Origin of the sequence: Kineosporia corallincola (assembly GCF_018499875.1) — a bacterium.
Lineage (GTDB): Bacteria > Actinomycetota > Actinomycetes > Actinomycetales > Kineosporiaceae > Kineosporia > Kineosporia corallincola.
Genome location: NZ_JAHBAY010000010.1, coordinates 58978 through 83536 on the forward strand (window position 1 = coordinate 58978; position 24559 = coordinate 83536).

Sequence of the window (24559 nt, forward strand, 5' to 3'; positions counted from 1 at the left end):
TCAGCGGGTGGCGGCGGCCTTCACCTGGTCAGGGCCACGGAACTCATCAGCTGCCGAGCGGAGCACCGGACCAAGCTCGCCATGCTCGCGCACCGCGACCCTCACCTTCGCCAGCACCGCCGCCGACGTCCCCCCACCCAGCGCGTAAATCCGCTCCAGATCGGCCTGATTCAGAGACAGACCCGGATCACCAGACCCGCCAGCAGCACCCACGATCGGAGCCACCGTGCACCGGCAGAACGTATGCACCGGCAGCAGCTCAGCGACCTTGTAAACCCGGTCAGCGACAACCACACACAACCCACACGGCAGCGGCGGAGCCTCACCATCGCGGGCACTAGCCTCAGTCGCGACCTCCGGGTGAATCACCCGCCGGTACAAGGACACCACCGGCGAACGCTCAGCATCCGCCTGCCATTGAGCGCGCATCGCCAACGTCAGCGCCTGATCGGTCTGCGCTCCCGCACGCTGAACAACCCTCTCCAGCACCTGATCGTCAGACAACGGCTCGGTCGCACGCAGGAACCGGTAATCGTCCGCGAGCCTGGCGTACACCGACTCCAACGGCACTCCACCCCACAGCCGATCCACATCGACCCGGCCGCGGCTCGCCTGCCGGCCCGACACCAACCGCAACAACCGCAGACCGAACGCCGACGTCGACGATGCCGTCTGCCGCTGCGACGCCCTCGTCATTTTCGCCAGCCGCGCCACCCACGACGAGATGTCAGCGGACGAGTACCAGCCAGCGAACGCGGCAACCTCCGCCCGGACCGAAGCCTGCGTGATCGCCGCGATTTCCCACCGGGCAGCAGCCTGCGCCTGCACCAGTGCCAGAGACTCGGCGACCAGAGCCGGATCAGGCCGCGGCATCAGCGGGCTCAGGTTGCTGCGGTGACGTTGTCGCGGCCTTCACGGACGCCAGACGCTGCGCGAACAGCAGGTCGTCATCACGCTCGACTTCCATCCGGTCCACCTGGTCCGGCGAGAAGTCCATGATCTCGATCATGATGGTTCGCCACGGCACACCAGCAGCTGCTGCTTGGGCTGCCGCGGAAGCGCGCTCCGACAGCGACGGCTTATCTGGCTTGTCCCAGATCAGCGAGATCCCGTTCAGATCGGCGCGATCAAGAGCAGCCTGCCTGATCTCCTCGTCTCCGGCGTCTTCGGCCATCCACAAGAAACAGTTCCTCATCACCTGCGACCAGCGAGGATTCGCCAGCGTGATCCGATCCTGAATCTTGAACGTCTGCGCCTCTTTCGCGTTCGCCGCGCCCTCAGCGCTCTGGTTCTCGCCGCCCGGGTCCAGCGTGTGGACCGTCGTCGCTGTCACTGCCGCGAGCTGTCGAAGCGAGTCCCGGATCGCCGTCAAAATCGGTGTGATGTCAACCGTCTGAGACTCCCAGACCGTCACATCCGGCGGAATAGCCCACAACGAGCCCGGGTCCGCGTCGAACATTCCGGTCCAGTCAATCGGCTCGCCCGCGTCATCAGCAACCGGCAGGCCCTGCATACCCCGCTGCCTGAAAGCTTGCAGCTGAGTGATCACCATCTGGCGAAGAATCTCGGCGTTGATCCGATCGAGAAGATCCGTGTGACGCTCGAACTCGGCCACACCCTCATGATTCTCGAAACGAACCAGCGGCATCAGACCCGGCGGCAAACTCCGCGACCGAGAGACCGACCACTCCCACCGATCACTGAAACGCCCCGGATCCGCCGCCTCCGCGATCCCCTCGCCACGCTTGAACGGCTGCACCGCCGCATCGAGCCGGCCAGGCCGGTACAGCAACGCGACATCCTCACCCGCAATGTGATCCCGGTATACCTTCAGACCAGCGACCGTCTTCCACGGCTGCAACGGATCCTGCTCCGAAACCACCGACCGCGGATCCTCAGCCGTCACTACCGGTACGCCCGTATCAGGGTCCACTGGCGATGTCAGCGCGAACGACTCACCGAACCTGAGCATCAGCCGATGAACCTCAGGCTCAACCAGCGACATGTACGCGCGCGTCCAAATCCGCCACGCCTCAGCGTCACCCGTCGCGTCACCATCGGCCGAAGTCCGAACACCACGCGGCGTCATCCGGTTACGGCACGACTCCACCAACAGACTCGCCAAATTCAGCCGCGACTGCCGCTGGAAAGCCGAAAACGCCGGCTTCCACGCGCCAGCGCCCTGCGGCAGCGGCGGTTCGCCACGCCACCGAGCGTCCAGCCGTTCCAAACGATTCAGGCGGCGGGTGTCGTACAGCTTCCGCGACAGCCGAGCCATCCACCAGCCCGCAGACAGAGGCTCCTTGACGTCGATCGGCATCGTCGGGCCTCCCTAGTAGATCTTGCGCGGCACGTAAAACGTAGGCTTCGTCGGCTGGACACCCGCCGCGATCGCATCCGACCGGCACTCGTACGCCAGCGTGGCCGCCATGGCGGCGTCGATCTTCCGCTGACTCTTCGGGTGTTCCTTGCTGATGGTGATCCCAGCACGGCTAGGACGCCGACGAGCGTTCAAGACATGCGACGCCAAAATTCCGTTACCGTCATGCGAAAGCGACTGCGCCAGCACAGCAGTATGGAAACGCTCAAGCGCCGCGACCATCGCCACCGGCCGGTTCGTCCACCACTCCATCGGACGATGCTGCGACGCGCGCACCTTCAGGCGTTCGCCGTACTGGTGCGTCCAGCGGTCAACGTAGTCCTGCCAGAGCGCCGGGTCGCAGTAGAAACCGAGCACCGTGTACCGCTCGAATGCCGCCGCGACCGCATAGTCCACGGCCTCACGGTCAACCTGCCAGTTCTCCGGGGCGTGGTTCGGTTTCTCCCAGCACTCCAAGAGCGTCAGGTGGCCGTCGCTGATCCGGCACGCGACGAGGGCAGAAGCGTCATCGCGCACCGAACCGTCGAACCCGAGCGTGATGGCTTCCTTGTCCGCCAGCACCTTCGCGGCATCCGTGCACGCCGCCCACTCCGGCTGCGACAGCCATGAGTCCGCGGCGTGCGTCACCTGGTTCAGCCAGTCCGACCGCGACACCTGCGGGTCGGCATCCGGCTCCCAGATGCTCGAGCGAATGTGATCAAGGTCCACCCAGCCAGGGCGGTGGCACGAAGGATTGTGAATCGCACACGACTCAACATCCGCCGAGTCACCGTAAGCAACCGCGAGCCCCGCGATGAGGGAGTCGCCATCGGCCATATCCGTCGCCGCCGGCGCCTCGCGATGGTCGAACATCAGGCCGTCGTCGATCCGCGCCTTGCCCGACCGGATCGCCATGTACGCCTGCATCGAGGACTCGGCCACCGAATCCATACCCGGCGTATACGCGTTCGGTGACTCCAGCAGGTGACCGCCGCGCTTGATCACGTTGTTCTTCAGCTTGTTGAACAGGTTCTTCCCGCCGTTGCCGGGCGTCCATTCCTCAGTCTGGTCACACACAACGAACACCGCCGGTGCGCCCTTGGCCGATCCGGCCGCCGCAGTGCGCTTCTGGATCCGCCCGAACGGCAGATTGATGAACGTTCCCAACGGCTCGACGCCCGGATAGTTCTCGAGCACCGGGCCACGAGTCAGCATGTCCAGCAGCGGCGCCCACGTGTTCGTGTCCACCTGCGACTCAGACACCGCGGCAATCTCCACCAGCGGCCGACGAGTACGCGACCACGGCTCACCCACGGGGCGGCCATCCGCATCCCAGCCACCGAACTGCACCGGGCCCAGCCCTTCCAGGCAGGCCATCGCCGCGGTGAAAGGCGACTTGCCCCAACCACGCGGCCGACTGATCACGCCCCGGCGAATCTTCCGCTTGCCCGTCAGTGGATCCAGCTCGTAGAAGCGAAGAATGAACTCAGCCTGCTCGCGCGTCGGCACGAACGGCTGATAATCATCCAACTCCGGGCGCGCCAGATTCTCCGTCAGCCAGTCCAAGCACTCGAACCCGAGCGTCGGAACCTCGCCCGGCTCAGACGGACGCCACGGCAAGAACTACTCCGACGACGCAGAGGGAAGAGACTTCAGAACCCCAAGACGCTCACGAGAAGATAATCCAGGCTTGGCTTGGCGGCGAGAATCTTTCTCATCTGCGTCCGCGAAAACGATCCGCAGACGGGCCCTGTCCTCTGGGGTGGCGCCGAACTTAGCCACCCGCAAACGGATTTCCGAAGCGAGGGTGAAGGTTCGCTTCTTCATGAACTCGTGATGGAGAACCGCGCAGGCCTCAAGTTCGGACCAGTCCACCTCGGACCACGTCTCGATCAGCGGCGACTCGCACCAACGATTCCACCAGCGGATTGTCGCCGGGTGCCAGACCTCGTCGTATTCCAGAAGGTCATCGGGCAACTCACGCGGAAAAGTCGGGGTGTGCTCAATCAGGCGTTCTGGAGTGGGCCCGCCATTGGTTCGGACCCGACGAGAGGAAGGCTTGGGGGCTGGGCCTCGACCGGCCATCGGGCAATCACCCTCTTCCTGCCTCGTTCGGGTACCGACATCGCGACGACGTCCGTTGAGTTGCGCTTGGCTGCATTGCAAGTCCAGTGGGCGAGCTGAGCGTTCGCCAGCGCGTGTTCGCCGCCAGCCGTAATCGGGACGATGTGATCCACGGTCGCTTCTTCGTAGCGATCCCCGCGAATACGCCAGTCAATGGGGCCGAGGCAAAGTGCGCAGATCCAACCGTCTCGTCGCACGATGTCGCGCATCGTGAAGCGGCCAATGGTCTGAGCGCCGCGACGACGAGCCTGACGCCGGAGCGCAGTCGAACTTCCGAACTGCCGGTTGTACTTCAGGCGGCACTCGGTGGAGCAGTACAACTGCTTGCCATTGGAGACTGTGAACTCGACGTCACAGAATCGACAGGTCCGCATCTTGCCGACGGAACTCCCGGCAGCCGAACGGCGCCGGCAGACCTCATTGCAGAACTTGATCCTTATATCCGCCGACTCGATCGGTAGCGAGCAGTAAAGGCAGTGGCGCTCGGCCAGCCACGTCGGTGCCTGGCCGTCCGGATGTGCCCGTCGCCATTGGTGGCAACGGGAACTGCAGACCTTTCGCGGCCTTCCCTTACCCGGGTAGGGCGGAAGGGGCGCGTTGCAGACCTCGCAGTTCATGCCCACATTCTACTTGAGATGCAGCTCTTATAAACGAGTTACATAAACCCCAGTATCGCAGCCAGCCCGAGGACCAGTGCGCTCCGGCGTTGGTCTAGGCCCGGGGTGGGGGGTGGCCCCCGGGGGGTTAGAGGAGTCCTGGGTGGCGCTGTGCCGGCCTGCGGGCGCTTGGTCGGGCTGCTGCTGCCTCTGCTTGGATCTTCGCCTTGTGATGCGTCAGGCAGAGGCTTGCTGCGTTGCCCAGGTCGTCGGTGCCACCGGTACTGGCGGGCGTGACGTGGTCGACCTGTTCGGCAGGGGCCGCGCACCGTGCTCCGTGTTCGACGTGTGTGCACTGGTATTGGTCGCGGGCGAGTGCGGCCGGCCTGATGTGCTGCTGCCAGTGGTAGGTGCTGGTGCGCTTGCTGGATGCGGTGCGTGGGCTGGCTGACCAGGGCATCAGTGTTTTCCGGGTCGTGAGCCGGTGGCGATGAGGTGAAGCGTTGAGCAGAGCCCGTTGATGACGTTGGGTGCGAGGGGCTTCTTGCCGTCTTCTGTGATGGCCTGCTGGATTTCGCGTTTACAGGATTCGAAGTCGCCGTCCTTGCCCCAGCCGATCTTTCCGGCGCCTTCCCCCTTGGTCCAGTAGGTGATTAGCGCGGGTGGCAGTCCGGTCCCTTCAGCCATGGCGGGCCTCCCTTAGTGGGCGGTGGCTGCGATGGCGTATCCGAATGCGACCCAGAGGGGCATGCAGATTAGGACGCCGATGATGATTCCGCGCCAGAACCGTTGGTGTTCGTGGTCGTTGGGGTGGCGTAGGTCGGGGTCCATTAGTCGAGGGGGTCGCTGATGGTGGGTTCGGGGATGAGGCGGTCGCCGAGTTCGTCGCGGGGGTCGGCGATGGGGGTGACGAGCATGCGGCTGGTGACGGCGACGATGAGGGGTGCGGCGACGGCGATGATCCCGAGGATCGCGGCCTGCTGGTCGTCGGTGATGTCGAGGCCGTAGGCGGTGAGGAGCGCGATGACTGCGGTGACGGCGGAGGTGAGGCCGGCGCGGGTGATGAGGGGTTCGCGGGTCACGGTGGCGTCCTTTAGGGGGTTTGGCGGTACTGCTCGCAGTCGACGAGCAGGTGTTCGAGTGCGGTGGCGGAGTCGGCGTGGGCTTGGGCTTCGATGGGGTCGAGTCCGGGGATGGCGGCGAGGACGCGTTCGCGCTGGATTTGGACCTCGCTGCTGGCGTTTCGTTGGATGCAGGAGGGGTATCGGTTGCGGTTGGCGTCGTCGATGAGTTCCCGCGCGCGGTCGGCAGCGTCGTTCGCGACAACCACAGCGACCGTGCCGACAGCGATCGCCAGGGCGGCCAGGACGAGGATGAGCGCGACGGTGAGCTGACGCAGACCTTTACGGGTTCGCTTGGCCCGGGCGTCGTTCACGGCCTGTGTCTTCTTCGCGAGTGCCTCGGCGGCTTCGGCCTTGGCCCGGAGGTTCGCTTGCTCCCGCTGGATTGCGCTCAGTTCAACGGTGGCATGGGTCATGCCTTCGACCGAGCGCCGCAGTTCACGCACACCGGCAATGGCCTCGTCGACCCGGGCGTTGAGGCTCTGGATCTCGACGGGGTCAGTCATCCGTTTCTCCTTGCAGGTGCACCCGGAGCAGTTCCAGGAGGCTCACCTCGAGTTCGTCGGCCATCTGGTTCGCTGCGATGGCGAGTGCGGCACCCTCGCGGATGATCTCGTCGGTGCGCTCGCTCAAGTCGTCGGCCACCTTCATCCCCGGCCCTCGGTGATCCGTCGGGCGGTCATCTCCTCGACGAAGCGAGCGTTGATGTCCGTCGCCCGGGCGAGCGCGGGCATAAGTTCTTTCCCGGTGAGGTCTTGGAGGCGCTGCACCTGGTCTTCGAGGTGCGCGATCCGTTCGTCTCGGGCGGCGTTGTCGGCTGCGTGGCGCTCTTCTTCCTTCCGGAGTGTCCACTCGGGAACGAAAAACTTCCGGAAGGCGACGCACGCGAGGACGAACGCCAGGAAACCGAACTGGACGCCGTACGACTGAAGGATGCTTTGCAGGTCGAAGCCCTCGGGCGCCTGTTTCACTGCGTCGGCGGCCGCGGCCAGGGCGGCCAGCATGAGCGTTACTTCTTCGCGGGTGCGGCGCCGAGCTTGGCGAGCGCGGTCATGATTTCGGCGTGTCGGAGGCCGTCGGAGCGGGTTTGCTGGTCCTGGTTGAGCTCGATGTTGGACAGGCATCCGGCGAAGGTCATGTCGGCGTGGGGCTGTTCGTCGGGGGTGACCTTCTCGTTGGGGATGAAGCGGTCGGTGAGAAGGAGGTCGCGGAGGCCGGCGAGGACTTTCTTCGCGGCGAGTTCGGCGATCTGGTTGCGGTCTTCGGGGGTCACGTCGTCCTCCTGGAGGGCTCGGATGCGTTCGGCGGCCTGTCGGACGGCGCGTTCTCCGGCGACGATTTCGAAGTGCATCCCGTCGATGGTGGCGCTGAAGTCTTCGCCCCAGCGGACGATCTGATCGTCCCGGTTGATGTCGGCGAGGATGCGCCGGACCGCGGTCTTGGTCTTCATGCTGAAGGTGCCGTGGGAGCCGCGGGGATGCCGAAGCGCGTTGATGTCGATCGCGGTCGCGGAGGCGTGGCAGCTGTAGCCGGTGCTCTGCCCACGGACGGGCCGAACGGCGTAGGACCAGTCATCGAGCTGGCCCGCGTCGACGGACTCGACTTCGCGGTCGAAACGGCCGATCAGGTAGGCGAAGACGGTGGCGACGTCGCGGTTGGCGGCGTACCAGGAGCGTCCGCCGGCGGTGAAGCGGGTGGGGGCGGTGGTGAGGACTCGCCATCCGTTGTAGCTGGTGGCCATGGTCCGCCTCCCTGGGCCGGGCATGACGAAACCCTCTCGCCACGGGGGGTTGGCGAGAGGGTTTCGAGTGTGGGGGTGTCGTTGTCGGATGCACTTCACGACTCTGACGTTCGAATGGTTGCACGCGATGGTTCGAGCGTCAAATAGGCGTTCCCGGATGGCCCAACTTGATTGATGGTCAACCGCCCTCATGCTGTCGAAGCACAGCGATCAATGCCTGGCCGTGGTCGGCGCCCGCGACGAAGCCGGCGTGGTAGACGCACGTGAGGTGGCCGTTGATGACGGTGAGGGTGTCGGTGTCCTCGCCGTCGGGGGCAGGGTGGTAGAGGCAGATGGAGCAGATGAGACTCATGACGCTCTCGCCAGTTCGGCTTTCCGGGCCCGCATCCTCAGCCGTTTGCGCCAGAGTGCGTCTACGTCCCCGAAGCGCACCCACCCGGCTCGGTCTTCGAGTGCGCCCCGGTGGATCCACAGGTCGATGGCCTTGCGGACGGTCTCGGGCCGGTCGACGTGGTAGCGGGCCGAGATCAGCGATACGGCCTCGCTACGCCGGACCAGGGATTCCCCGACGGCTTCCCATTGCCGGGTCCTCAGGACGGTCGCGTCGTAGCCGCGGTCGCACACGCAGGTGACCCTGAGCGCGTCGGGGGGCCCGCACATTGCCATGCCGCAGGCCTCGCAGTGGCCAAAGAACCACTTCGATGCGGGCCGGTCGATGACCTTCAACGCGAGATTGTATGCGACCTTGAGGGCGGTGAGACGCGCCCCGACGGATGGCATCCGGGCGGTGAGGCGGGCTTGTTCATCGGGTCGGCGGTGGTCGGGGTGGGAGCTGATTCCTTTGATGGCGGAGCGGATTTCGGTGAGGGCGTCGAGCGCGTGCGTGTTGATCGGGAGGGGGGCTGCATTCTGTCCGGGCTTGCTGCCTTGTTCGGTGAGGGTGATGGCGTCTTGCCGGGCGAGGGTGATGTTGAGGTCGACGATGAGCGCCGGTGTGTCCGCGATCAGCCCCGCGAGTTGGGCGAGGCAGTACCGGCACAGGTATAGGTCCCGTGTCTCGGCCCCGCACACCCCGCACGCGAGCAAGGTCTGTGTCATCGTGCCTCCTGCTGATCGAGCTGGTCCCACATCGGATCGTCGGGATTCAGTCCCCATTGATCGGCGTCGTAGTTCGTGGCGAGGTCTCGCATATCGATCCACTCATCGAGGAGTTCATCCCGCCGGGCTGGCTCGGTCGTCGCTCGCAGGCCGTTCGACAGCCGCTCGTAGGCCAGACCATGCCCAGGCATCAGACCTCCGCATTCGGGTCGACGTCGTTGATCTGAGCCCACCAGTTGATCTGTCGCTCCCAGAACGCTCCGTGCATGTGATCGGGCAGTTCGGCGCAGACGGTTGGCCCATCGACGGGCTCGTCCGCCCGATACCCGAGCCGCACCTTCGCAGCGGCGATCTCGGCCTCGATGTCGTACGCGAGCATCAGTCCTCCACGGTCGGGTTGAGTAGCGCATGCTGGCGCGTGTACTCGTCTGCTGTCATGACCAGAACAAGCAGTGGATCGTTAGTGCAGCGGCTGTAGAGGACTGCGTCGAAGTGCTCGTCGTCGTCTGCAAGGCCATAGAGCGGGCCGCCCATGTAGTGCTTGCCGATGATCTTCAGCCGGTCGCCGGGCTCAGGCAGTCGCCTGCCGCCGTAGGAAGCGACGTGGAAGGCGGGCATCGGGCCCTTCTTGGTCCTCTCGCCTAGCCACACGCATCGCGGGCCGTATCTGTCTGCCGTGGCGTATTCGTGGTCGCCCCGGTGGTTCGCCGGCATCCAGCAGCGGACGGGCCGTGCCCACGGGATGACTTTCTCGGCCGGGCATCGCGGGTCGGTGGTCACGACTCGCCCAGCAAGGGTGCGAGGCGGTTGAGGCGCGCCTCCTGCCAGCACTCGGCTACGCGACCCGCGGTGTTCGGCACGTCGATTCCGGCTCGGGCGGCGGAGTGCGCGAGGCGTAGCCAGATCGCACGGTATTGGCTGCTCACCCTTGTGCCTCTCGCCTCATCCTGGCCAGGTACGGGCCCACCCAGTCCTGTGTCAGCGGGTGCCGTGCGTGACGTGGCCGACGGCGAAGCCAACGGGGGAGCCTCACGGAACTCCGATCATGTTGAGGGCGTCGCGGAGGTCGGTTTCGGCTCTGGCGCGGATGGCGATCTCGGCCAGCGTGATGGCCGCTTGGTGCCGGTCCTCGGGGGTGGATGTGGCTTTCAGGATCCCGTTTTCGGTGATCTCGGCCATCAGGTAGCTGTCACTTTGATGCCGGCCGACGGGTCAACGACGAGGTCACCGAGCAGGAAGCGGTCGAACGCGCGATGACTGGCCGCCATCAGATCGCCGACGGGATCAGCGGCCGGTTCACTCCACGGAATTCCCGTCGCGTACCGGACAGGCAACCGACGCCGGGCCTGCTCCTCGTCCATCGGGTGGCACCACCAGCCGGGCCCGTCATCGCGCCGCAGCAGCTGGTACCGGGCCCCGGCGATCGTCACGACTTGTCTGCTCACGTGCCCTGCCTCCCCTGACGCCACCAGACGATGCAGTATCGCACGCACCACCGACGGTGTTACAGGGACCTCTCATTGGGGCATGGCTCAGGAAGCGGTGCGCGTCTTGCGCTTTTCTTCCCAGGCGGTCACGTCGTCCGGGTCGAAAAACCGGACACCGCCCACCATGAAAGAGGGCGGAACCTCGCCGTTTCGGTCCCATCGACTCCACGTAGCTCGGGAAACCTTTTTCCCGCCGGTCCCGTACCGCAGCAGCAGATCCTCGATCCGCAGCATGGTCTTTTTCGGCATGTCAGCCTCCTGGTCGAATTGGATCGCCTACGCTCACCAATGTAGTCCTCATGCTACCGGGGGTAGCGTGGAGAACACCACGACGAGCAAGAAGGGTGGCGCGCATGGGCTCCATCGAGACCCTCTACGACCAGGCAGGCAAAGCCCGCGGGTACCTCGCCCGGTGGCGCGATGAGGCCGGCGCGAGCCAGAAAAAGACATTCCTCCTCAAACACGGCCTCCGCAAGGAAGACGCCCGCCAGCATGTGACCAAGATGGAGCGCGCCAAAGCCGTCGACGAAAACGAGGGCTACGACACCAAGATCACCGTCGCGGCCCTCATTGAGAAGTACATCAGCCTCAGGGAATCCGACCTCGCAGAGGCATCCATCGAGGCCATGCGCCGCAGGCTCCGCCTCCACATCGCGACCACCCCACTGGGGAGAATGCCTGCCCGCCGCGTCCGCTGGTCACACGTCCAGGCATGGGCCACTCGGATGCGCACGGGATCGTCCGAGGCCACCGTCGAGGCAACCCTGGCGCTGGTCAGCTCGGCGCTGAACATGGCGATCCGGGACCAGGACATCAAGCCCACGTACGCGACCCACAAGATCGCCATCAAGGATGACGCGGCCGAGCCGACGCCCTTCGTCCCGCTGGAGGTAGAGGACGTCGCGGCGATCCTCGCGCAGATGGATCCACGGCGACGGATCATCGCGGAAGTCCAGGCGCACACAGGGGCCCGGGTCCAGGAGGTACTTGGACTGCTGCCGCCCGGAGCCGGCGAACCGATTGAGATCGATCTGGACGCGAAGGTGATCCGGTTCCGGGAGCAGCTCCATCGGCGGCGGCGGGTGCGTATCCCGATGAAGACGCCTCAGTCGCGCCGCGACGTCGTCATCGGCGACGTCCTGGTCTGCCTGCTGCGTGACTACTTCGCCGAGCACCCGACCGCCGGGCAGAGCGTCGCGTTCACCGATGCGGAGGGCCGGCCGTGGGGCTATGACGCTTACTCGGGGCATCTGGAGCGTGCGGCTCGACGGGCGGGTCTGAGTGCTTCTACGCACGATCTGCGTCATCACCACGCGTCGGTGCTGATCCGGGCGAATGTGCCATTGCTGGCCATTGCGCGGCGGCTTGGGCATAAGGGGGTTCGGCAGGTGGAGGTGACGTACGGGCATCTGCTGCGGGCTGTTGACACGGTCCTGCGGAGCGCGGTGGATGACGCGTGGGGGGAGGCGCGGGTGGCGGGGGATCTAGACCATGGCTCGGATGGTGTGCCTTGATCGTGCCATGGCTGATGCGTGTAGGGGGCTGACCTGCAAAGCATTGCGGAAGGTGTGGTTCTGCGCCGGGTCGAGCACCTCCAGCAGCGCCGCCGCCGGATCGCCGCGGAAGTCCGAGCCGACCTTGTCGATCTCGTCCAGCAGCACCACCGGGTTCATCGTGCCGGCCTCCTGGAGCGCCCGCACCAGCCGCCCGGGCAGTGCGCCCACGTAGGTGCGCCGGTGCCCGCGGATCTCCGCCTCGTCGCGCACGCCGCCCAGCGCGACCCGGACGAACTCGCGGCCCAGCGCCCGGGCCACCGACTCGCCCAGCGAGGTCTTGCCCACCCCGGGCGGGCCGACCAGGGCCAGCACCGCGCCCGAGCCCCGCCCGCCGACGACCTCCAGGCCCCGCGAGGCCCGGCGGGCGCGCACGGCCAGGTGCTCGACGATCCGCTCCTTCACGTCGTCCAGGCCGGTGTGGTCGGCGTCGAGAACCTCACGGGCGTGCCGGATGTCGGTGCTGTCGACCGTGCGGCTGCTCCACGGCAGGCCGAGCACGGTGTCCAGCCAGGTCCGGATCCAGCCGGTCTCCGGCGAGGCGTCCGAGCCCCGCTCCAGCTTGTCCACCTCGGCCAGCGCCGCGGCCCGCACCTTCTCCGGCAGGTCGGCCGCCTCCACCCGCGAGCGGTAGTCGCCGGACCCGCCGGCGTCCTCCTCGCCCAGCTCCTTGCGGATGGCCGCGAGCTGCTGGCGCAGCAGGTACTCGCGCTGCGTCTTCTCCATGCCCTCCTGGACGTCCTCGGCGATCTTGCCGGTGACCTCCATCTCGGCCAGGTGCGCCCGGCCGCGCTCCAGCAGGAAGTCCAGGCGCTTCTCCACGTCGAGGGTCTCCAGCAGGGTGACCTTCTCGGCGGTCTCGATCCAGGTGGCGTAGCCGGCCACGTCGGCCAGCTCGGACGGGTCGCTCATCCGCTGCACCGCGTCCAGCACCTGCCAGTTGTTGCGCTGCTGGAGCACCGTGGTGAGCACCTGCTTGAACTCGGCGGCCTTCTCCCGCACCCGGCCGGTCACCCTCTCCGGCTCCAGCGTCTCGGCCTCCACCCACAGCGCGGCACCGGTGCCCACCACGCCCTGGCCGATCCGGGCGCGGGCGCCCGCCCGCAGCACCGCGGCCGGCTCACCGCCGGGCAGCCGGCCGATCTGCACGACCTGGACGATCGAGCCGATCACGCCGCTCTTCCCGTCGATCCGGGGAACAGCGAGCACCTCCAGCGGCTTCTTCGAGGCACCGCGCGCGGCCCGCGCGGCGTCGATGGTCTGCTGGGCCTGCGCCGTCAGCTCGATGGGCAGGGCCATGCCCGGGAGGACGACGACATCATCGAGGAACAGGACGGGGTAGGTCTGGGTGGTCATGCCCGGTCAATGCGATTACTTGATTACTTAGTTCCGTGTTCGCCGTCGGCGGATCATCGCCGGGCCGGCGTGAGCTCTGCGTGACACGGCGGTCCGGGCGCCGCCCGCCACCCGGGTGACTAGCCGTGGCGGCGCTCACCCAGCGCGAGCCCGGGCGGTCCGCCGGATCCCTGCGCGAAAGCCCCGAACCGCTCCGCCGAACCCGCTGTGACCTGCGGCGATACTTCCCTGGGGTGGGGGAGTTCCAGATTTCCTCATGACCGGTCGAGGATGGGCCGATGAGAGGACAGTGACTTCCAGCCGCCAGGTCTCGCCGCCGCCCAGGGCCGGTGCGACCACCAGGGTCCCGCAGACGCGGGAATCCCGTGACGGCCGCGCCCGTCAGGGGATGCTCGCCGGCTTCGAGATCGTCGAGCAGCTCGGGAACGGCGCCGACAGCACCGTCTTCAAGGTCCGTCGGCCGCAGGACGCGAACCAGCCTCGGCGCGCCGAGTACGCCCTGAAGATCCTCGACAAGCCGCTCGCCGACTCGCACGAGGCCGAGGTGGCGTTCCGCCGCGAGGCCGCGCTGCTGGCCGGCGTGAACCACCCCGGACTGCTGCGGGTGTACGAGGTCGGTGCCCTCGACCGCCGCCCCTACCTGGTGATGGACCTGGTGCAGGGCCGCGCCCTGTCCGACGTGCTGGAGAGCGGCGCGCTGGCCACCGACAAGGTGGTCGCGCTCACCCTCGACATCGTCGAGCCGCTGTCGGCCGTGCACGACAAGGGCCTGGTGCACCGCGACCTCAAGCCGGCCAACGTGATCATCATGGCCAACGGCGAGGCCCGGCTCATCGACTTCGGCCTGACCGCCCGCGACGACGAGGACGGCGACGGCGCCCCGGCGATGGTCGGCACCCTGGCCTACGCCGCGCCCGAGCAGGGCGGCACGCTCAAGCGTCCCGTCGACAACCGCTCCGACCTGTACTCCCTCGGCGTGATCATGTTCCAGGCGCTGGCCGGGGTGCTGCCCTTCCGTAGCTCCGACACCGGCGAGCTGCTGCGCATGCACGCCGTCACCCCGGCCCCCGACCTGACCGAGCTGGTGCCCAGCATCCAGCCGGCCCTGGCCGAGATCGTCGCGACACTGCTGGCCAAGGACCCCGACGACCGCTACCAGAGCGGCCGCGACCTGGCCGCCGACCTGCGTGCCCTGGCCGGCATGCCGCGCAGCCCCGGCGACGCCCGGTCCGGCTCCGCCGAGGCCCCGCTGTTCGGCCGCAACGCCGAGATCAGCATCCTGTCCGGCCGCTGGAACGAGGTGCGCAACGGCCGCAGTGGCGTCGCCCTGGTGCACGGCGGTGGCGGCACCGGCAAGACCCGGCTGGTCACCGAGCTGCTCCAGCGGGTGCGTGAGTCCGGCAGCACCGTGCTCCAGGCCGGCTGCGTGCCGGACAGCCCGGTGCCGTTCGCGCCGGTGCGCGACGCGGTGCTGAACCACCTCCAGGAGATCGCCCGGATGCCGGTCGGCGACCGGTGGCGGCGGCGGGCCAAGATCCGCGCCGCGTCGGCCGGCTGGTCGCCGTCCATGCTCGGCCGGATCGCCCCCGGCCTGGAGGCCATCCTCAACGGCTCGGACACGCTCAAGGGCAAGGACAACCTGACCTCGCGCTCCGGCGTCGTCGGCCGCCGGGAGAGCGGCCCGGCGCAGACCGAGCCGGAACCGGTCAACGAGAGCCAGTTCGCCGTCGCGATCGCCGGGTTCCTGTCCGCCCTCGCCCGGGAGTGCGGCGACCTGCTGCTGTTCCTCGACGACGTGCAGTGGCTCGACGAGGGCTCCCGCCAGGTGGTCGCGCACCTGGCCGGCCAGTTCTCCGAAAGTGGTGGCGGGCGGGTGCTGATCCTGGCCGCCAGCCGCGACGAGGTCGAGCACGCCGCCGGGCTGGGCGCGTTCTACCATGCGGCGGGCATGGCGCTCGACGTCGAGGTGCCGGTGATGGAGCTCGACGAGGAAGCGATCGGCGAGCAGATCCGCTCGCTGATCCCCGGCCTGGACGCCGGTTCCCGGCTGGTCGAGATCCTCGCCCGGCGCAGCAACGGCAACCCGTTCGTGGCCGGCGAGTACCTGCGCGCCGTCATCGACGCCGGCCTGCTCCAGCCCTCGTGGGGCAGCTGGCAACTGGACGAGGAGGGCCTGGACCGGCTGGAGCTGCCGCAGGACGCCGTCGGCCTGGTGCTCACCCGTCTCCAGAACCTCGCCCCCGGCACCTACGAGCTGCTGGTCACGGCCGCCGCCATCGGCACCGAGTTCCACGCCGAGGTGCTCGCCCCGCTGCTCGGCCTGACCGACGAGGAGGTGCTGCCCGCACTGTCCGAGGCGGTCGGGCAGCGGCTGATCGACCCCCGCGACGGCGGCTCCTACGTGTTCCTGCACGACCGGGTGCGCCAGGCCCTCCAGAACCAGCTGGACGAGGACGAGCTGGCCGCGATGCACCTGCGGATCGCCCAGTCGATGGAACAGTCGATGGAGCACGGCGCGGCGTCCGGCGCCACCGGGGCCACCACCCGGCCGGAGTACGCGTACGCCATCGCCCACCACTACATGCAGTGCGACCCGGACAGCGACGAGCGGCTGGAGAAGATCTTCGACGCCGCCTGGCGGGCCGGGCGGCTGGCGCTGGAGAACCACGCGCCGAACGAGGCGATCAACTTCCTCGAGTTCGCGGCCGGCCTGCGCGCCCAGCCGCCCGGCTCGTTCCTGATCGAGCTGGCGCACGCCCTCAAGCAGAACGGCCGGCTGGAGGCCGCCCGCAACCGCACCGAGCAGGCGCTGCGCGGCGAGACCGACCCGGTGCGCCGGGCCGGCATGTACTCGCTGCTCGCCGACCTGCACCGCGACGACTGGGACAACGCCGCGTCCCTGGCCGCCGTGGCCAGCGGCCTGGGCGAACTCGGCCTGGCCCTGCCCGCCTCCCGGCCGCTGCTGCTGGTCTCCTCGTGGCTGCGCCTGCTGCTCGCCCGCCTGCGCGGCGGCCCGGCGGCCCCCGCCGACACCGCCACCGACACTTCCACCGACACTTCCGCCGACGCCCGTGCCCAGGCCGAGCTGGTGCGCGAGCGGCTGCTCGTCACCATCCAGCTGCACAGCACCGCCTCGTTCGTGGCGCTGTTCGCCCAGGACCGCCCGCTCGCCCTGGCGCACGCCCTGCGCGCCCGCGCCTGGGCGGTCCGGCTCGGCCCGGGCCCGGGAAACGTGCTGGCCCAGGCGCACTACGGGATGGTCGCGGCGTTCCGTGGCCGGCGCCGCGCGGCGCTGCGGGCGTTCCGGGCGATGGATGCCGACCCGGTCTCCGAGCTGCCCACCCAGCGCGCCGCCAACTCCTACCTGCGTGGCCTGGCGGCCTACGGCGGCAACCTCGACGACGGCGTGCGCTGGATGCGTGACACCGAGGCCGACGGGCCGTGGACGGAACTCGCCCACGAGCTCGACGCCATCGCCGTGTTCAGCATCCGCGCCTGCATGGCCGGCCGCACCGCCGAGGCCCAGCACTGGCTGGACCGCGGCCGCAACCGGCAGACCGGCCGCAACGTCGACGCCACCCCGTTCGTCGGTGCCGCCCCGATGACCCTGTCGCTACTCGGCCGCTTCCCCGAGGCCGGCACCGAGCTGCGGCAGATCCGCCAGACCTGTGAGCGGGTGCCCACTCTCGACCTGCTGCGCCAGATGGCCACGCTGTTCCAGCTCACCGAGCAGCGCGACTTCGGCTCGGTGTTCGACACCGTCGCCGGTGAGGTCGAGGCCGCCTACCCCGAGCCGGAGCGGGTGTTCCGCGCCCACCACCCGATGTTCTACCTGATCGGCGTGGGCCGCCTGGCCCAGCTGCGGGCGGCCGTCACCGACGCCGAGCGCCAGGCCCGGACGATCGCGGCCCGGCACGCCGTGGAGCGGGCCGGCCGGCACCCGGGCCCGCCCGAGCTGGAGGCGCTCGCCGCCCTGCTGCGCGCCGACCTGGAGGTGGCCGTCGGCCGTCCGGGCAGCGCCCTGGCCCTGCTCAACGGCATCGGCCTGTACCTCACCCCGGACGCCCCCACGGTGTCGTTCGAGGTGGCCCGCATCCGCGCCCGGGCCCTGGCCGCGCTCGGCACCCCGGAGGCCCGCCGCCAGGCCCAGCACGCCTACGCGATCGCGGTCGGCGAGGGCTGGCCGCACCGCGCCCAGGCCGTCGGCACCGAGTTCGCGCTCGGCACCGACTGGCTCGGCTCCGCCGCCGGCGGCACCGTGGGCAAGAGCTCCGGCACCACCTACTCGGCCGGGCACGAACGCCAGCGGCTGGCCGCGCTCCAGACCGTCAGCGCGGCCGCGGCCAAGGTGCTCGACCCGCGTGTGCTGGCCCGGATCGCCCTGGACGAGACCATCAAGCTGCTGTCGGCCGACCGCGCCTACCTGTTCCTGGTGCCCGAGGACGACGAGGAGGCCAGCCTGTCCGGCGGCCTGGAACGGTACCTGGGCCGGGACGCCGACGGCCGGGACATCGCCGAGCTCACCGGCTACAGCACCACTCTCGTCGACCGGGTGCGGCAGACCGGCCAGGTGCAGGTGTTCACCGGCACCGAGGAGGGCGCCGTGCTCGGCACCCGCAGCGTGGTCACCCACGGCCTGCGCTCGGTGCTGGCCGCCCCGATGAAGGTGGACGGCCGGATGACCGGCGTGGTCTACCTCGACAGCCAGGTGGCCAAGGGCATCTTCACCACCGGCGACGGCGACATCCTGTCGGCGCTGACCAACCACATCGCCACCTCGATGGAGACCGCGCGGGTGGCCCAGCTCCAGATCACCGCGGCCAACGCCGACCGCGAGCGGGTGGTCGCGAACAACCTGCGCGACGCCCTGCGCGAGATGGCCGAGAAGCTCGACGACCCGGACCAGGTGCTGCGCGAGCTGCTCGCCGCCACCGGCCCGGTGCTCGGTGCCGACGGCGCCTGGCTGCTCAACGTCGCCGACGGGGTGTACTCGCTGCGCGGCGCCGGCGACGCCGAGCCGGAGCAGGTCGCCGAGGACGCGAAACTGCGCGGCCTGCTGGCCCTCCAGCAGCCCCGGGTGGGCAACCCCGACCTGGTGCCGGCCGGCCTGGCCACCCATCTGGCCGGCGCCACCTCGTGGATCGCCGTGCCGATGCGCTCGCGCCGCGCCGACCTCGGCGTGCTCCTGGTGCGCTCCACCGGCAACGGCGCGCTGTCCGAGAACATCACCACCGCGGCCGTTCTCGCTGCCCAGGGGATGAGCGCCTACGACAACTCCACGCTCTTCCAGCAGGTGCAGAACCTGGCCGTGGTGGACGAGCTGACCGGGGTGCCCAACCGGCGCCGCTTCTTCGAGGTGGGTGCCCGCGACCTGGCCGGTGCCCGTCGTCACGGCCGCCGGCTGACCGCCCTGATGATCGACATCGACCACTTCAAGCGGGTCAACGACACCTACGGGCACCCGACCGGCGACGACGTGATCAAGACCGTCGCCGAGCGGTTCCGCGAGCAGATCCGCAAGACCGACGTGCTGGGCCGCTACGGCGGTGAGGAGTTCGCGGTGCTGCTCCAGGACGCCGGTGAGGACAACACGCTGCCCGAGCGGCTGCGCGCCTGCATCGCCGAGGAGCCGGTGATGACCCGCACCGGGCCGCTCGACATCACCGTCAGCGTGGGCATGACCTACCTGACCGAGGAGGACAGCACGGTGGAGGCCCTGCTCGCCCGCGCCGACCAGGGGCTGTACAAGGCCAAGGAGGGTGGCCGCAACCGGGTCTGCCTCCAGGCCGAGCTGGAGTAGCCGCGGCGGGGGGCCACGCCGCCCGGGTCGGGGTAGCGTCACCGGATGGACGCCGCGCGCAACGATCCCGGTGAGGTCGTGGTGGTGGGGGCCGGTCCGGTCGGCCTGGTCACCGCGCTGCTGCTGGCCCGCCACGGGGTGCGCTCGCTGGTGCTGGAACGGCACCCGCGGCCCTACCCGCTACCGCGTGCCGTGCACCTCGACGACGAGTGCCGGCGCATCCTCCAGAACGTCGGTGTGGCCGATGGTTTCGCCCGGATCAGCCGCCCGGCGGCCGGCCTGCGCCTGCTCGACGCCCGGCACCGCACGCTGGCCGAGTTCCGCCGCTCCGGCGCGGACGGGGTGCACGGTCACCCGCAGGCCAGTCTCTTCGACCAGCCCGACCTGGAAACCCTTCTGCTCGAGGCGGTCTCCCGGCAGCCCCGGATCCGCCTGCGGCGTGGGGTGCGGGTCACCGGGGTGGACGCCGGTGGTGGCGTGCACTGGTGCGAAACCGTGGGCGGGTGGCCGGGTCCCGAGAACAACCAGCGGACCGCGGGAGTGGTCCGGGCCGCGGCGGTGGTCGGCTGCGACGGGGCGGGCGGGGTGGTGCGGCAGGCCCTGGGCTCCGGCCTGCGGCGCCTGGCGGCCGACCAGAACTGGTTCGTGGCGGACCTTCTCGGCGACCCACCGGTGCGCGTGTGGGACGGCGTGGAGCAGATCTGCGACCCGGCTCGCCCCGCCACCTACCTGCGGGTGGGGGAGCGGCGGATGCGCTGGGAGTTCCGGATGCGGCCCGGCGAAACGGTTTCCGGGCTGACCGGGCGGCTCGGCGAGCTGCTCGGCCCGTGGCTGCCCGGCGGCGTGGGCGAGCGCGAGGTGCTGCGCACGGCCCACTACACGTTCCGGGCGGTGGTGGCCCGCCGGTGGCGCCGCGGCCGGGTACTGATCGCCGGTGACGCCGCCCATCTCACGCCGCCGTTCATCGGCCAGGGCCTCGGGTCGGGGCTGCGCGACGCGGCCAACCTGAGCTGGAAACTGGCCCTGGTGCTGCACGGCCGGGCCGGTGACCCGCTGCTCGACAGCTACCAGGCCGAGCGGGAACCGCACGCCACCGCGCTGATCCGGCTGGCGGTCCTGGCCGGGGCGGTGATGGGCTCGCCGGCCGCGAACGTTCTGCGGCCCGCCGCCCGCGCCCCGGTGCTGGGGAACCGGCTGACGGACCGTCTGCTGGCCGGGACCAGCCCGCCGTTGCGCTCCGGCGCCCTGGTGCCCGCGCGCCGTCCCGGGCTCGTCGGCACGCTGTTCCCGCAGTTACCACTCGGGTCCACGACCACGGACGACGAGAACCGGCTCGACGACCTCCTCGGCCCGGGCTTCGCCCTGCTCACCCTCCGCGACGCGAGCCCGGCCCGGATCGCCGGCCGGGCCGGGCGGCTGGGGGCACGGGTGATCCGGGTGCCCGGGAGCGGGCTCACCGTCGTCCACCGCTGGATGACCGAACGGCGTTGTGAGGCGGTGCTGCTGCGCCCGGACCGGGTGGTTCTGGATGTGACGTAGCTGCCCCGGGACCTGCCTGGTGGGGTGGGGCCTGCTCGATAGAGTGGCCGGGCAGTCAGCCGCGACCAGCGGCCGTTACCTCGAGGAAGAGAAGGCCATGACTTCGTCCACACCATCGGCCGTCAACGTGACCGTCACGGGTGCCGCCGGGCAGATCGGCTACGCGCTGCTGTTCCGGATCGCGTCCGGCCAGCTGCTGGGTGCCGACGTGCCGGTGAAGCTGCGCCTGCTGGAGATCCCGCAGGCCGTGCGCGCCGCCGAGGGCACCGCGCTGGAGCTCACCGACTGCGCCTTCCCGGCCCTGGCCGGTGTCGACGTGTTCGACGACCCCACCAAGGCTTTCGAGGGTGCGAACGTGGCCCTGCTGGTGGGCGCGCGCCCCCGCACCAAGGGCATGGAGCGCGGCGACCTGCTGGAGGCCAACGGCGGCATCTTCAAGCCGCAGGGCACCGCGATCAACGCCGGCGCCGCCGACGACATCAAGGTGCTCGTGGTCGGCAACCCGGCCAACACCAACGCCCTGATCGCCGCCTCGCACGCCCCCGACGTGCCGGCCGAGCGGTTCACCGCGATGACCCGCCTCGACCACAACCGCGCCCTCGGCCAGCTCGCGCTCAAGCTCGGCGTGCCGGTGTCCAGCCTGAGCAGGGTCGCCATCTGGGGCAACCACTCCGCCACCCAGTACCCCGACATCACGCACGCCCTGGTCGACGGCAAGAGCGTCGCCGAGGCGATCGGCGACCAGGCCTGGGTGGCCGGCGAGTTCATCCCGCGGGTGGCCAAGCGGGGCGCCGAGATCATCGACGTGCGCGGTGCCTCCTCGGCCGCGTCCGCCGCCTCGGCCGCCGTCGACCACGTGTACAGCTGGGTCAACGGCACCCCGGAGGGCGACTGGACCTCGGCCGCCATCCCGTCCGACGGCTCGTACGGCGTTCCGGAGGGCCTGATCTCGTCGTTCCCGGTCACCTCGACCGGCGGAAAGTGGGAGATCGTGCAGGGTCTCGACGTGGACGAGTTCTCCCGCACCCGCATCGACGCCTCGGTGGCCGAGCTCGCCGAGGAGCGCGACGCGGTGCGGAAGCTGGGCCTGATCTAGGTTTTCGTTCGGCGTCGACTCAGCAACCGGTCGTGGGCGGCGGGTCCGCCGGGGGCAGCTCCGGCGGACGCCAGCCCACGATCGAGGTGAGGCCCCGGGCCGCGGGCCGGCCGGGCACCACGCTCAGCGCCCGGGCCGCCATCACCTGCGCCGGATAGGGCGTGACCGAGCTGAGCCGCCCCATCCGCCGTGAGCGCCGCGCCACCATCCCGGTGCGTGGCTGCCGCTGGGCGCTGAACTCCTCCAGAGCCGCCGGGATCGGCACGCTCCGGTAGCCCTCGCCGATCCGGCCGTCACCCACGAGCGACGCCAGCACCACGGCGTCTTCCAGGGCCATGCCGCCGCCCTGACCCAGGTCGGGCGTCATCGCGTGCGCGGCGTCGCCGATCAGCGCCACCCGGCCGCGGTGGAAGGCGGGCAGCCCGGGATTCAGGTCTTCCACCGGGTGGTGCAGCACCCGGTCGTCGGTCAGGCCGGCCAGGATCGCCGGGATCGGCTCGTGCCAGTCGCCGAAATGCTGGTGCAGCCGGTCGATCTGGCGTGCGGCCGGCTGCCCGTCGGAGGAGTCCTGCGACGCCGTCGCGTAGCAGTAGAGCCGGTCGCCGGCCAGCGGCGCCACGGCGAAGCGCCGCCCGTCGCTGCCCCAGGTCTCGAAACCGGTGTCCAGCCCGCCCGGGTCGGGCACCACCATGCGCCAGGTCGAGTAGCCCTCCGGGCTCGGCTCGGCGTGCCGGGGGAACAGGAAACCCCGCAGCCCGGAACGGATCCCGTCGGCGGCGACGACCAGGTCGGCGTCGCTCTCGCCGTGCTCGGTGATCACCGTGGCCGGAGTGCCCTCGCCGCCGGGATGCACACCGAGCACCCGGGTGGAGGCCTGCACCACCCCGAACGGCAGGGCACGCACCACCACCTCGGCCAGGTCGGCGCGGTGCAGCAGGAGCAGCGGGTCGCCGAAACGTTCCCGCACCGCCCCGGACAGGTCCTCGCGCAGCAGCCAGGTGCCGTCGGGCTGCCGCACGCCGCCGGCGCCCGGGGAGCGGCCCGCCGCCCGCACCGCGTCGCCGATGCCGAGCTGGTCGAGCGAGCGTAGTCCGTTGGGCCACAGGCTGATCCCGGCGCCCACCGGTTCCAGGTCGGGCCCCTGCTCGAACACGCAGACGTCCCAGCCGCGCCGGTACAGTGCCAGGGCCGCCGCCAGCCCGCCGAGCCCTCCACCCGCGATCAGGGCGCGTCGTCGTGCCACCGCTGCCTCCCGCTCCTCGTCCGGCTCCGAAGATCACGATAGGCGCGTCAGGGGTTTTCGGCGCGTTTGGACGCCTGTGGGACGACGAGGAGGCCGGGTCCCGAGGGACCCGGCCTCCTCCGCCCATCGGAGGGGTGGCGGGCGACGGTCGTGCTGCTGTGTCGCCGTGGATCAGACCTTGACCCGGCCCACCGAGTAGCTGGAGGTCCAGATGTCGGCCTTGGTCACCGAGCGGCCGGTGCCGGGGGCGTGCCAGATCTTGCCGTTACCGGCGTAGATGCCGACGTGGTAGACGTGACCGCCACTGGAGAAGAAGACCAGGTCGCCCTTCTTCTTCGCGCGCTTCGACACCTTCTTGGTGTCGGACACCAGACCGGCGGAGGTGCGGTTCAGGTGCGTCACGCCGGACTGCCGCAGCACGTAGCCCACGTAGCCGGAGCAGTCGAACGAGTTCGGGCCGGTGGCGCCGTAGACGTACGGCGTGCCCTTGAGGTCGGCCGCCTCGTCCACCACCTTGGTGGTGAACTTGCTCCAGGCCAGGCTCTCGGCCTTGTCCTTGGCCCGGTGCTTGGCCTTCTCCTTCGACTTCGCCACGGCCTGGTGCTTGGCCTCGGCGATGGCGGCGGACTTCGCCTTCTCGTGCGCCTTTTTCCTGGCCTGCTTCTTCGCCTCGGCCAGAGCCGTGTCGTAGCTGGCGGCGCTGGTGGTGACGGTGACCGAGCGGGTCTCCTTGGCGGTCCGCGTGGACCAGGCGGTCACCTTGGCGGTGGCCTTGACCTTCTTGGTGACCCGCTTCGTGGCCTTCGCGGTGGACTTCCGCGTGATGGTCGCGGTCTCGGTGTCGCTCACCTTGACGGTGGCCGACTTGAGGTTCGCCTTCTCGGACTTCGCCTCGTCGTTGCTGCCGGTGGCCGCGGAACTGTCCGCCGCCATGGCCGGGATCTGCCCTGTGAGTGTCAGCGCCGCACCGGTGACGACGGCGCCGAGTGGCATGACGGATCTTCGAACGCGCGATTTCTCCAAAGAGGTGTGTGTCCTTCCCTCGCCTACCAGGTGAGCTGACGGGCTCGGGCGGAAGAATGCCCGGTCGTCTCGTCATGAGACGGCTTAGCCCCGTGGTTCCGGACCGGCTGTCCGGTGCCTGTGGTTCCCCGGCGTCCATCTGACTCACTGAGCGGCCGCCGATGGACCTCGGCAGGACGGTCGCCCGGCCCCTCGGCTGAAGGGCCGATGGGGACACTACGTCCATTCGGGGAGTAATCAAAATGTGATCAGCCGAATGTGACTTGGCTCATGGGGGTAAGCACCTTGTGTGCTACGTGTCCGGACACGTTCGGTAGTCCGCTCGTCGCGATATCCGTGCAGCTCAGACGCTGTGGTGATCAACAGTGACGTGACGTGGCCAACATCATGCGGGATTAACATGCACCACTACGCCCCGTGGTG

27 protein-coding genes, 1 pseudogene and 1 riboswitch are annotated in these 24559 nt (G+C 69.4%); of the genes and pseudogenes, 5 read left to right on the plus strand and 23 right to left on the minus strand.

The window, feature by feature from the left end; all coding sequences use genetic code 11:
- From KIH74_RS22960 to KIH74_RS39310, 5 genes are read right to left on the minus strand one after another with little or no spacing between them, the layout of a single operon-like run.
- Complete coding sequence (locus KIH74_RS22960) at positions 1-873, minus strand: hypothetical protein (protein WP_214158191.1); 873 nt, start codon at positions 871-873, stop codon at positions 1-3.
- Positions 860-2320: a hypothetical protein gene (locus KIH74_RS22965; RefSeq protein ID WP_214158192.1), complete on the minus strand. Its 1461-nt coding sequence runs from the start codon at positions 2318-2320 to the stop codon at positions 860-862. Before KIH74_RS22965 ends, KIH74_RS22960 begins: the two co-directional genes overlap by 14 nt.
- 12 nt (positions 2321-2332) lie before the next feature.
- Positions 2333-3925 carry a terminase large subunit domain-containing protein gene (locus KIH74_RS22970; RefSeq protein WP_214158193.1) on the minus strand — a complete coding sequence of 531 codons (1593 nt, stop codon included), beginning with the start codon at positions 3923-3925 and terminating at the stop codon, positions 2333-2335.
- Positions 3926-3982: 57 nt separating this feature from the next.
- The gene (locus KIH74_RS22975) at positions 3983-4444 is read right to left on the minus strand and encodes a phage terminase small subunit (RefSeq protein ID WP_214158436.1); all 462 of its coding nucleotides are present in this window, start codon (positions 4442-4444) and stop codon (positions 3983-3985) included.
- The gene (locus KIH74_RS39310) at positions 4366-4638 is read right to left on the minus strand and encodes an HNH endonuclease (protein ID WP_372492118.1); all 273 of its coding nucleotides are present in this window, start codon (positions 4636-4638) and stop codon (positions 4366-4368) included. Before KIH74_RS39310 ends, KIH74_RS22975 begins: the two co-directional genes overlap by 79 nt.
- Between KIH74_RS39310 and KIH74_RS36845 the strand changes: the two genes are divergently transcribed.
- A complete protein-coding gene (locus KIH74_RS36845) occupies positions 4531-4944 on the plus strand; it encodes a hypothetical protein (RefSeq protein WP_246572949.1) in 414 nt (137 codons plus the stop codon). The two genes, KIH74_RS39310 and KIH74_RS36845, sit on opposite strands and share 108 nt — an antisense overlap.
- A 283-nt stretch (positions 4945-5227) precedes the next feature.
- On the opposite strand, the gene KIH74_RS39315 is transcribed toward KIH74_RS36845, so the two are convergent.
- From KIH74_RS39315 to KIH74_RS23050, 15 genes are all read right to left on the minus strand, one after another.
- Positions 5228-5539, minus strand: coding sequence for an HNH endonuclease (locus KIH74_RS39315; RefSeq protein WP_214158195.1), 312 nt, complete (start codon positions 5537-5539; stop codon positions 5228-5230).
- Positions 5539-5766, minus strand: coding sequence for a hypothetical protein (locus KIH74_RS22990; protein WP_214158196.1), 228 nt, complete (start codon positions 5764-5766; stop codon positions 5539-5541). The genes KIH74_RS39315 and KIH74_RS22990 overlap by 1 nt, the downstream gene beginning before the upstream one ends.
- Positions 5767-5909: 143 nt before the next feature.
- Positions 5910-6161, minus strand: a complete 252-nt coding sequence (locus KIH74_RS22995; RefSeq protein ID WP_214158197.1) for a hypothetical protein — start codon at positions 6159-6161, stop codon at positions 5910-5912.
- Between the two features lie 11 nt (positions 6162-6172).
- Positions 6173-6706 (minus strand): hypothetical protein, encoded by a 534-nt coding sequence (locus tag KIH74_RS23000; protein WP_214158198.1) that lies wholly within the window; start codon positions 6704-6706, stop codon positions 6173-6175.
- Positions 6699-6833, minus strand: a complete 135-nt coding sequence (locus tag KIH74_RS37945; protein ID WP_281418094.1) for a hypothetical protein — start codon at positions 6831-6833, stop codon at positions 6699-6701. Before KIH74_RS37945 ends, KIH74_RS23000 begins: the two co-directional genes overlap by 8 nt.
- 14 nt (positions 6834-6847) lie before the next feature.
- Positions 6848-7204: a hypothetical protein gene (locus KIH74_RS23005; RefSeq protein ID WP_214158199.1), complete on the minus strand. Its 357-nt coding sequence runs from the start codon at positions 7202-7204 to the stop codon at positions 6848-6850.
- A gap of 5 nt (positions 7205-7209) precedes the next feature.
- Positions 7210-7941, minus strand: coding sequence for a M15 family metallopeptidase (locus KIH74_RS23010; protein ID WP_214158200.1), 732 nt, complete (start codon positions 7939-7941; stop codon positions 7210-7212).
- Positions 7942-8119: 178 nt separating this feature from the next.
- A complete protein-coding gene (locus tag KIH74_RS23015; RefSeq protein WP_214158201.1) occupies positions 8120-8293 on the minus strand; it encodes a hypothetical protein in 174 nt (57 codons plus the stop codon).
- Positions 8290-9039, minus strand: coding sequence for a hypothetical protein (locus KIH74_RS23020; RefSeq protein ID WP_214158202.1), 750 nt, complete (start codon positions 9037-9039; stop codon positions 8290-8292). Before KIH74_RS23020 ends, KIH74_RS23015 begins: the two co-directional genes overlap by 4 nt.
- Positions 9036-9230 carry a hypothetical protein gene (locus tag KIH74_RS23025; protein WP_214158203.1) on the minus strand — a complete coding sequence of 65 codons (195 nt, stop codon included), beginning with the start codon at positions 9228-9230 and terminating at the stop codon, positions 9036-9038. The genes KIH74_RS23020 and KIH74_RS23025 overlap by 4 nt, the downstream gene beginning before the upstream one ends.
- Positions 9230-9418, minus strand: a complete 189-nt coding sequence (locus KIH74_RS23030) for a hypothetical protein (RefSeq protein WP_214158204.1) — start codon at positions 9416-9418, stop codon at positions 9230-9232. The genes KIH74_RS23025 and KIH74_RS23030 overlap by 1 nt, the downstream gene beginning before the upstream one ends.
- Complete coding sequence (locus KIH74_RS23035; protein ID WP_214158205.1) at positions 9418-9657, minus strand: hypothetical protein; 240 nt, start codon at positions 9655-9657, stop codon at positions 9418-9420. The genes KIH74_RS23030 and KIH74_RS23035 overlap by 1 nt, the downstream gene beginning before the upstream one ends.
- A 411-nt stretch (positions 9658-10068) precedes the next feature.
- Complete coding sequence (locus KIH74_RS23040; protein ID WP_214158206.1) at positions 10069-10218, minus strand: hypothetical protein; 150 nt, start codon at positions 10216-10218, stop codon at positions 10069-10071.
- A complete protein-coding gene (locus KIH74_RS23045) occupies positions 10218-10469 on the minus strand; it encodes a hypothetical protein (RefSeq protein WP_214158207.1) in 252 nt (83 codons plus the stop codon). Before KIH74_RS23045 ends, KIH74_RS23040 begins: the two co-directional genes overlap by 1 nt.
- Positions 10470-10571: 102 nt before the next feature.
- Positions 10572-10775, minus strand: coding sequence for a helix-turn-helix domain-containing protein (locus KIH74_RS23050; RefSeq protein WP_214158208.1), 204 nt, complete (start codon positions 10773-10775; stop codon positions 10572-10574).
- A gap of 104 nt (positions 10776-10879) precedes the next feature.
- Here KIH74_RS23050 and KIH74_RS23055 point away from each other — a divergent pair, with 104 nt between their 5' ends.
- Positions 10880-12040: a tyrosine-type recombinase/integrase gene (locus tag KIH74_RS23055; RefSeq protein ID WP_214158209.1), complete on the plus strand. Its 1161-nt coding sequence runs from the start codon at positions 10880-10882 to the stop codon at positions 12038-12040.
- Between the two features lie 42 nt (positions 12041-12082).
- Here KIH74_RS23055 and KIH74_RS23060 read toward each other — a convergent pair.
- Positions 12083-13435: pseudogene (locus KIH74_RS23060) on the minus strand (LON peptidase substrate-binding domain-containing protein); the annotation flags it as partial.
- Between the two features lie 289 nt (positions 13436-13724).
- Here KIH74_RS23060 and KIH74_RS23065 point away from each other — a divergent pair.
- The 3 genes from KIH74_RS23065 to KIH74_RS23075 all read left to right on the plus strand — a co-directional run bounded on the left by KIH74_RS23065 (position 13725) and on the right by KIH74_RS23075 (position 21870).
- Positions 13725-19235, plus strand: coding sequence for a diguanylate cyclase (locus tag KIH74_RS23065; protein ID WP_214158211.1), 5511 nt, complete (start codon positions 13725-13727; stop codon positions 19233-19235).
- 45 nt (positions 19236-19280) lie between these two features.
- Entirely contained in the window at positions 19281-20774 is a 1494-nt protein-coding gene (locus tag KIH74_RS23070) for a bifunctional 3-(3-hydroxy-phenyl)propionate/3-hydroxycinnamic acid hydroxylase (RefSeq protein ID WP_214158212.1), read from the plus strand.
- A gap of 97 nt (positions 20775-20871) precedes the next feature.
- The gene (locus KIH74_RS23075) at positions 20872-21870 is read left to right on the plus strand and encodes a malate dehydrogenase (RefSeq protein ID WP_214158213.1); all 999 of its coding nucleotides are present in this window, start codon (positions 20872-20874) and stop codon (positions 21868-21870) included.
- Positions 21871-21889: 19 nt separating this feature from the next.
- Here the strand turns inward: KIH74_RS23075 and KIH74_RS23080 are convergent, their stop codons facing one another.
- Positions 21890-23113, minus strand: a complete 1224-nt coding sequence (locus KIH74_RS23080) for an FAD-dependent monooxygenase (RefSeq protein WP_214158214.1) — start codon at positions 23111-23113, stop codon at positions 21890-21892.
- Positions 23114-23284: 171 nt separating this feature from the next.
- On the minus strand, positions 23285-24106 hold the full coding sequence (locus tag KIH74_RS23085; RefSeq protein WP_214158215.1) for a C40 family peptidase: 822 nt from the start codon (positions 24104-24106) through the stop codon (positions 23285-23287).
- Positions 24107-24141: 35 nt separating this feature from the next.
- Positions 24142-24300: riboswitch (cyclic di-AMP (ydaO/yuaA leader) on the minus strand.
- Positions 24301-24559 lie beyond the last annotated feature (259 nt).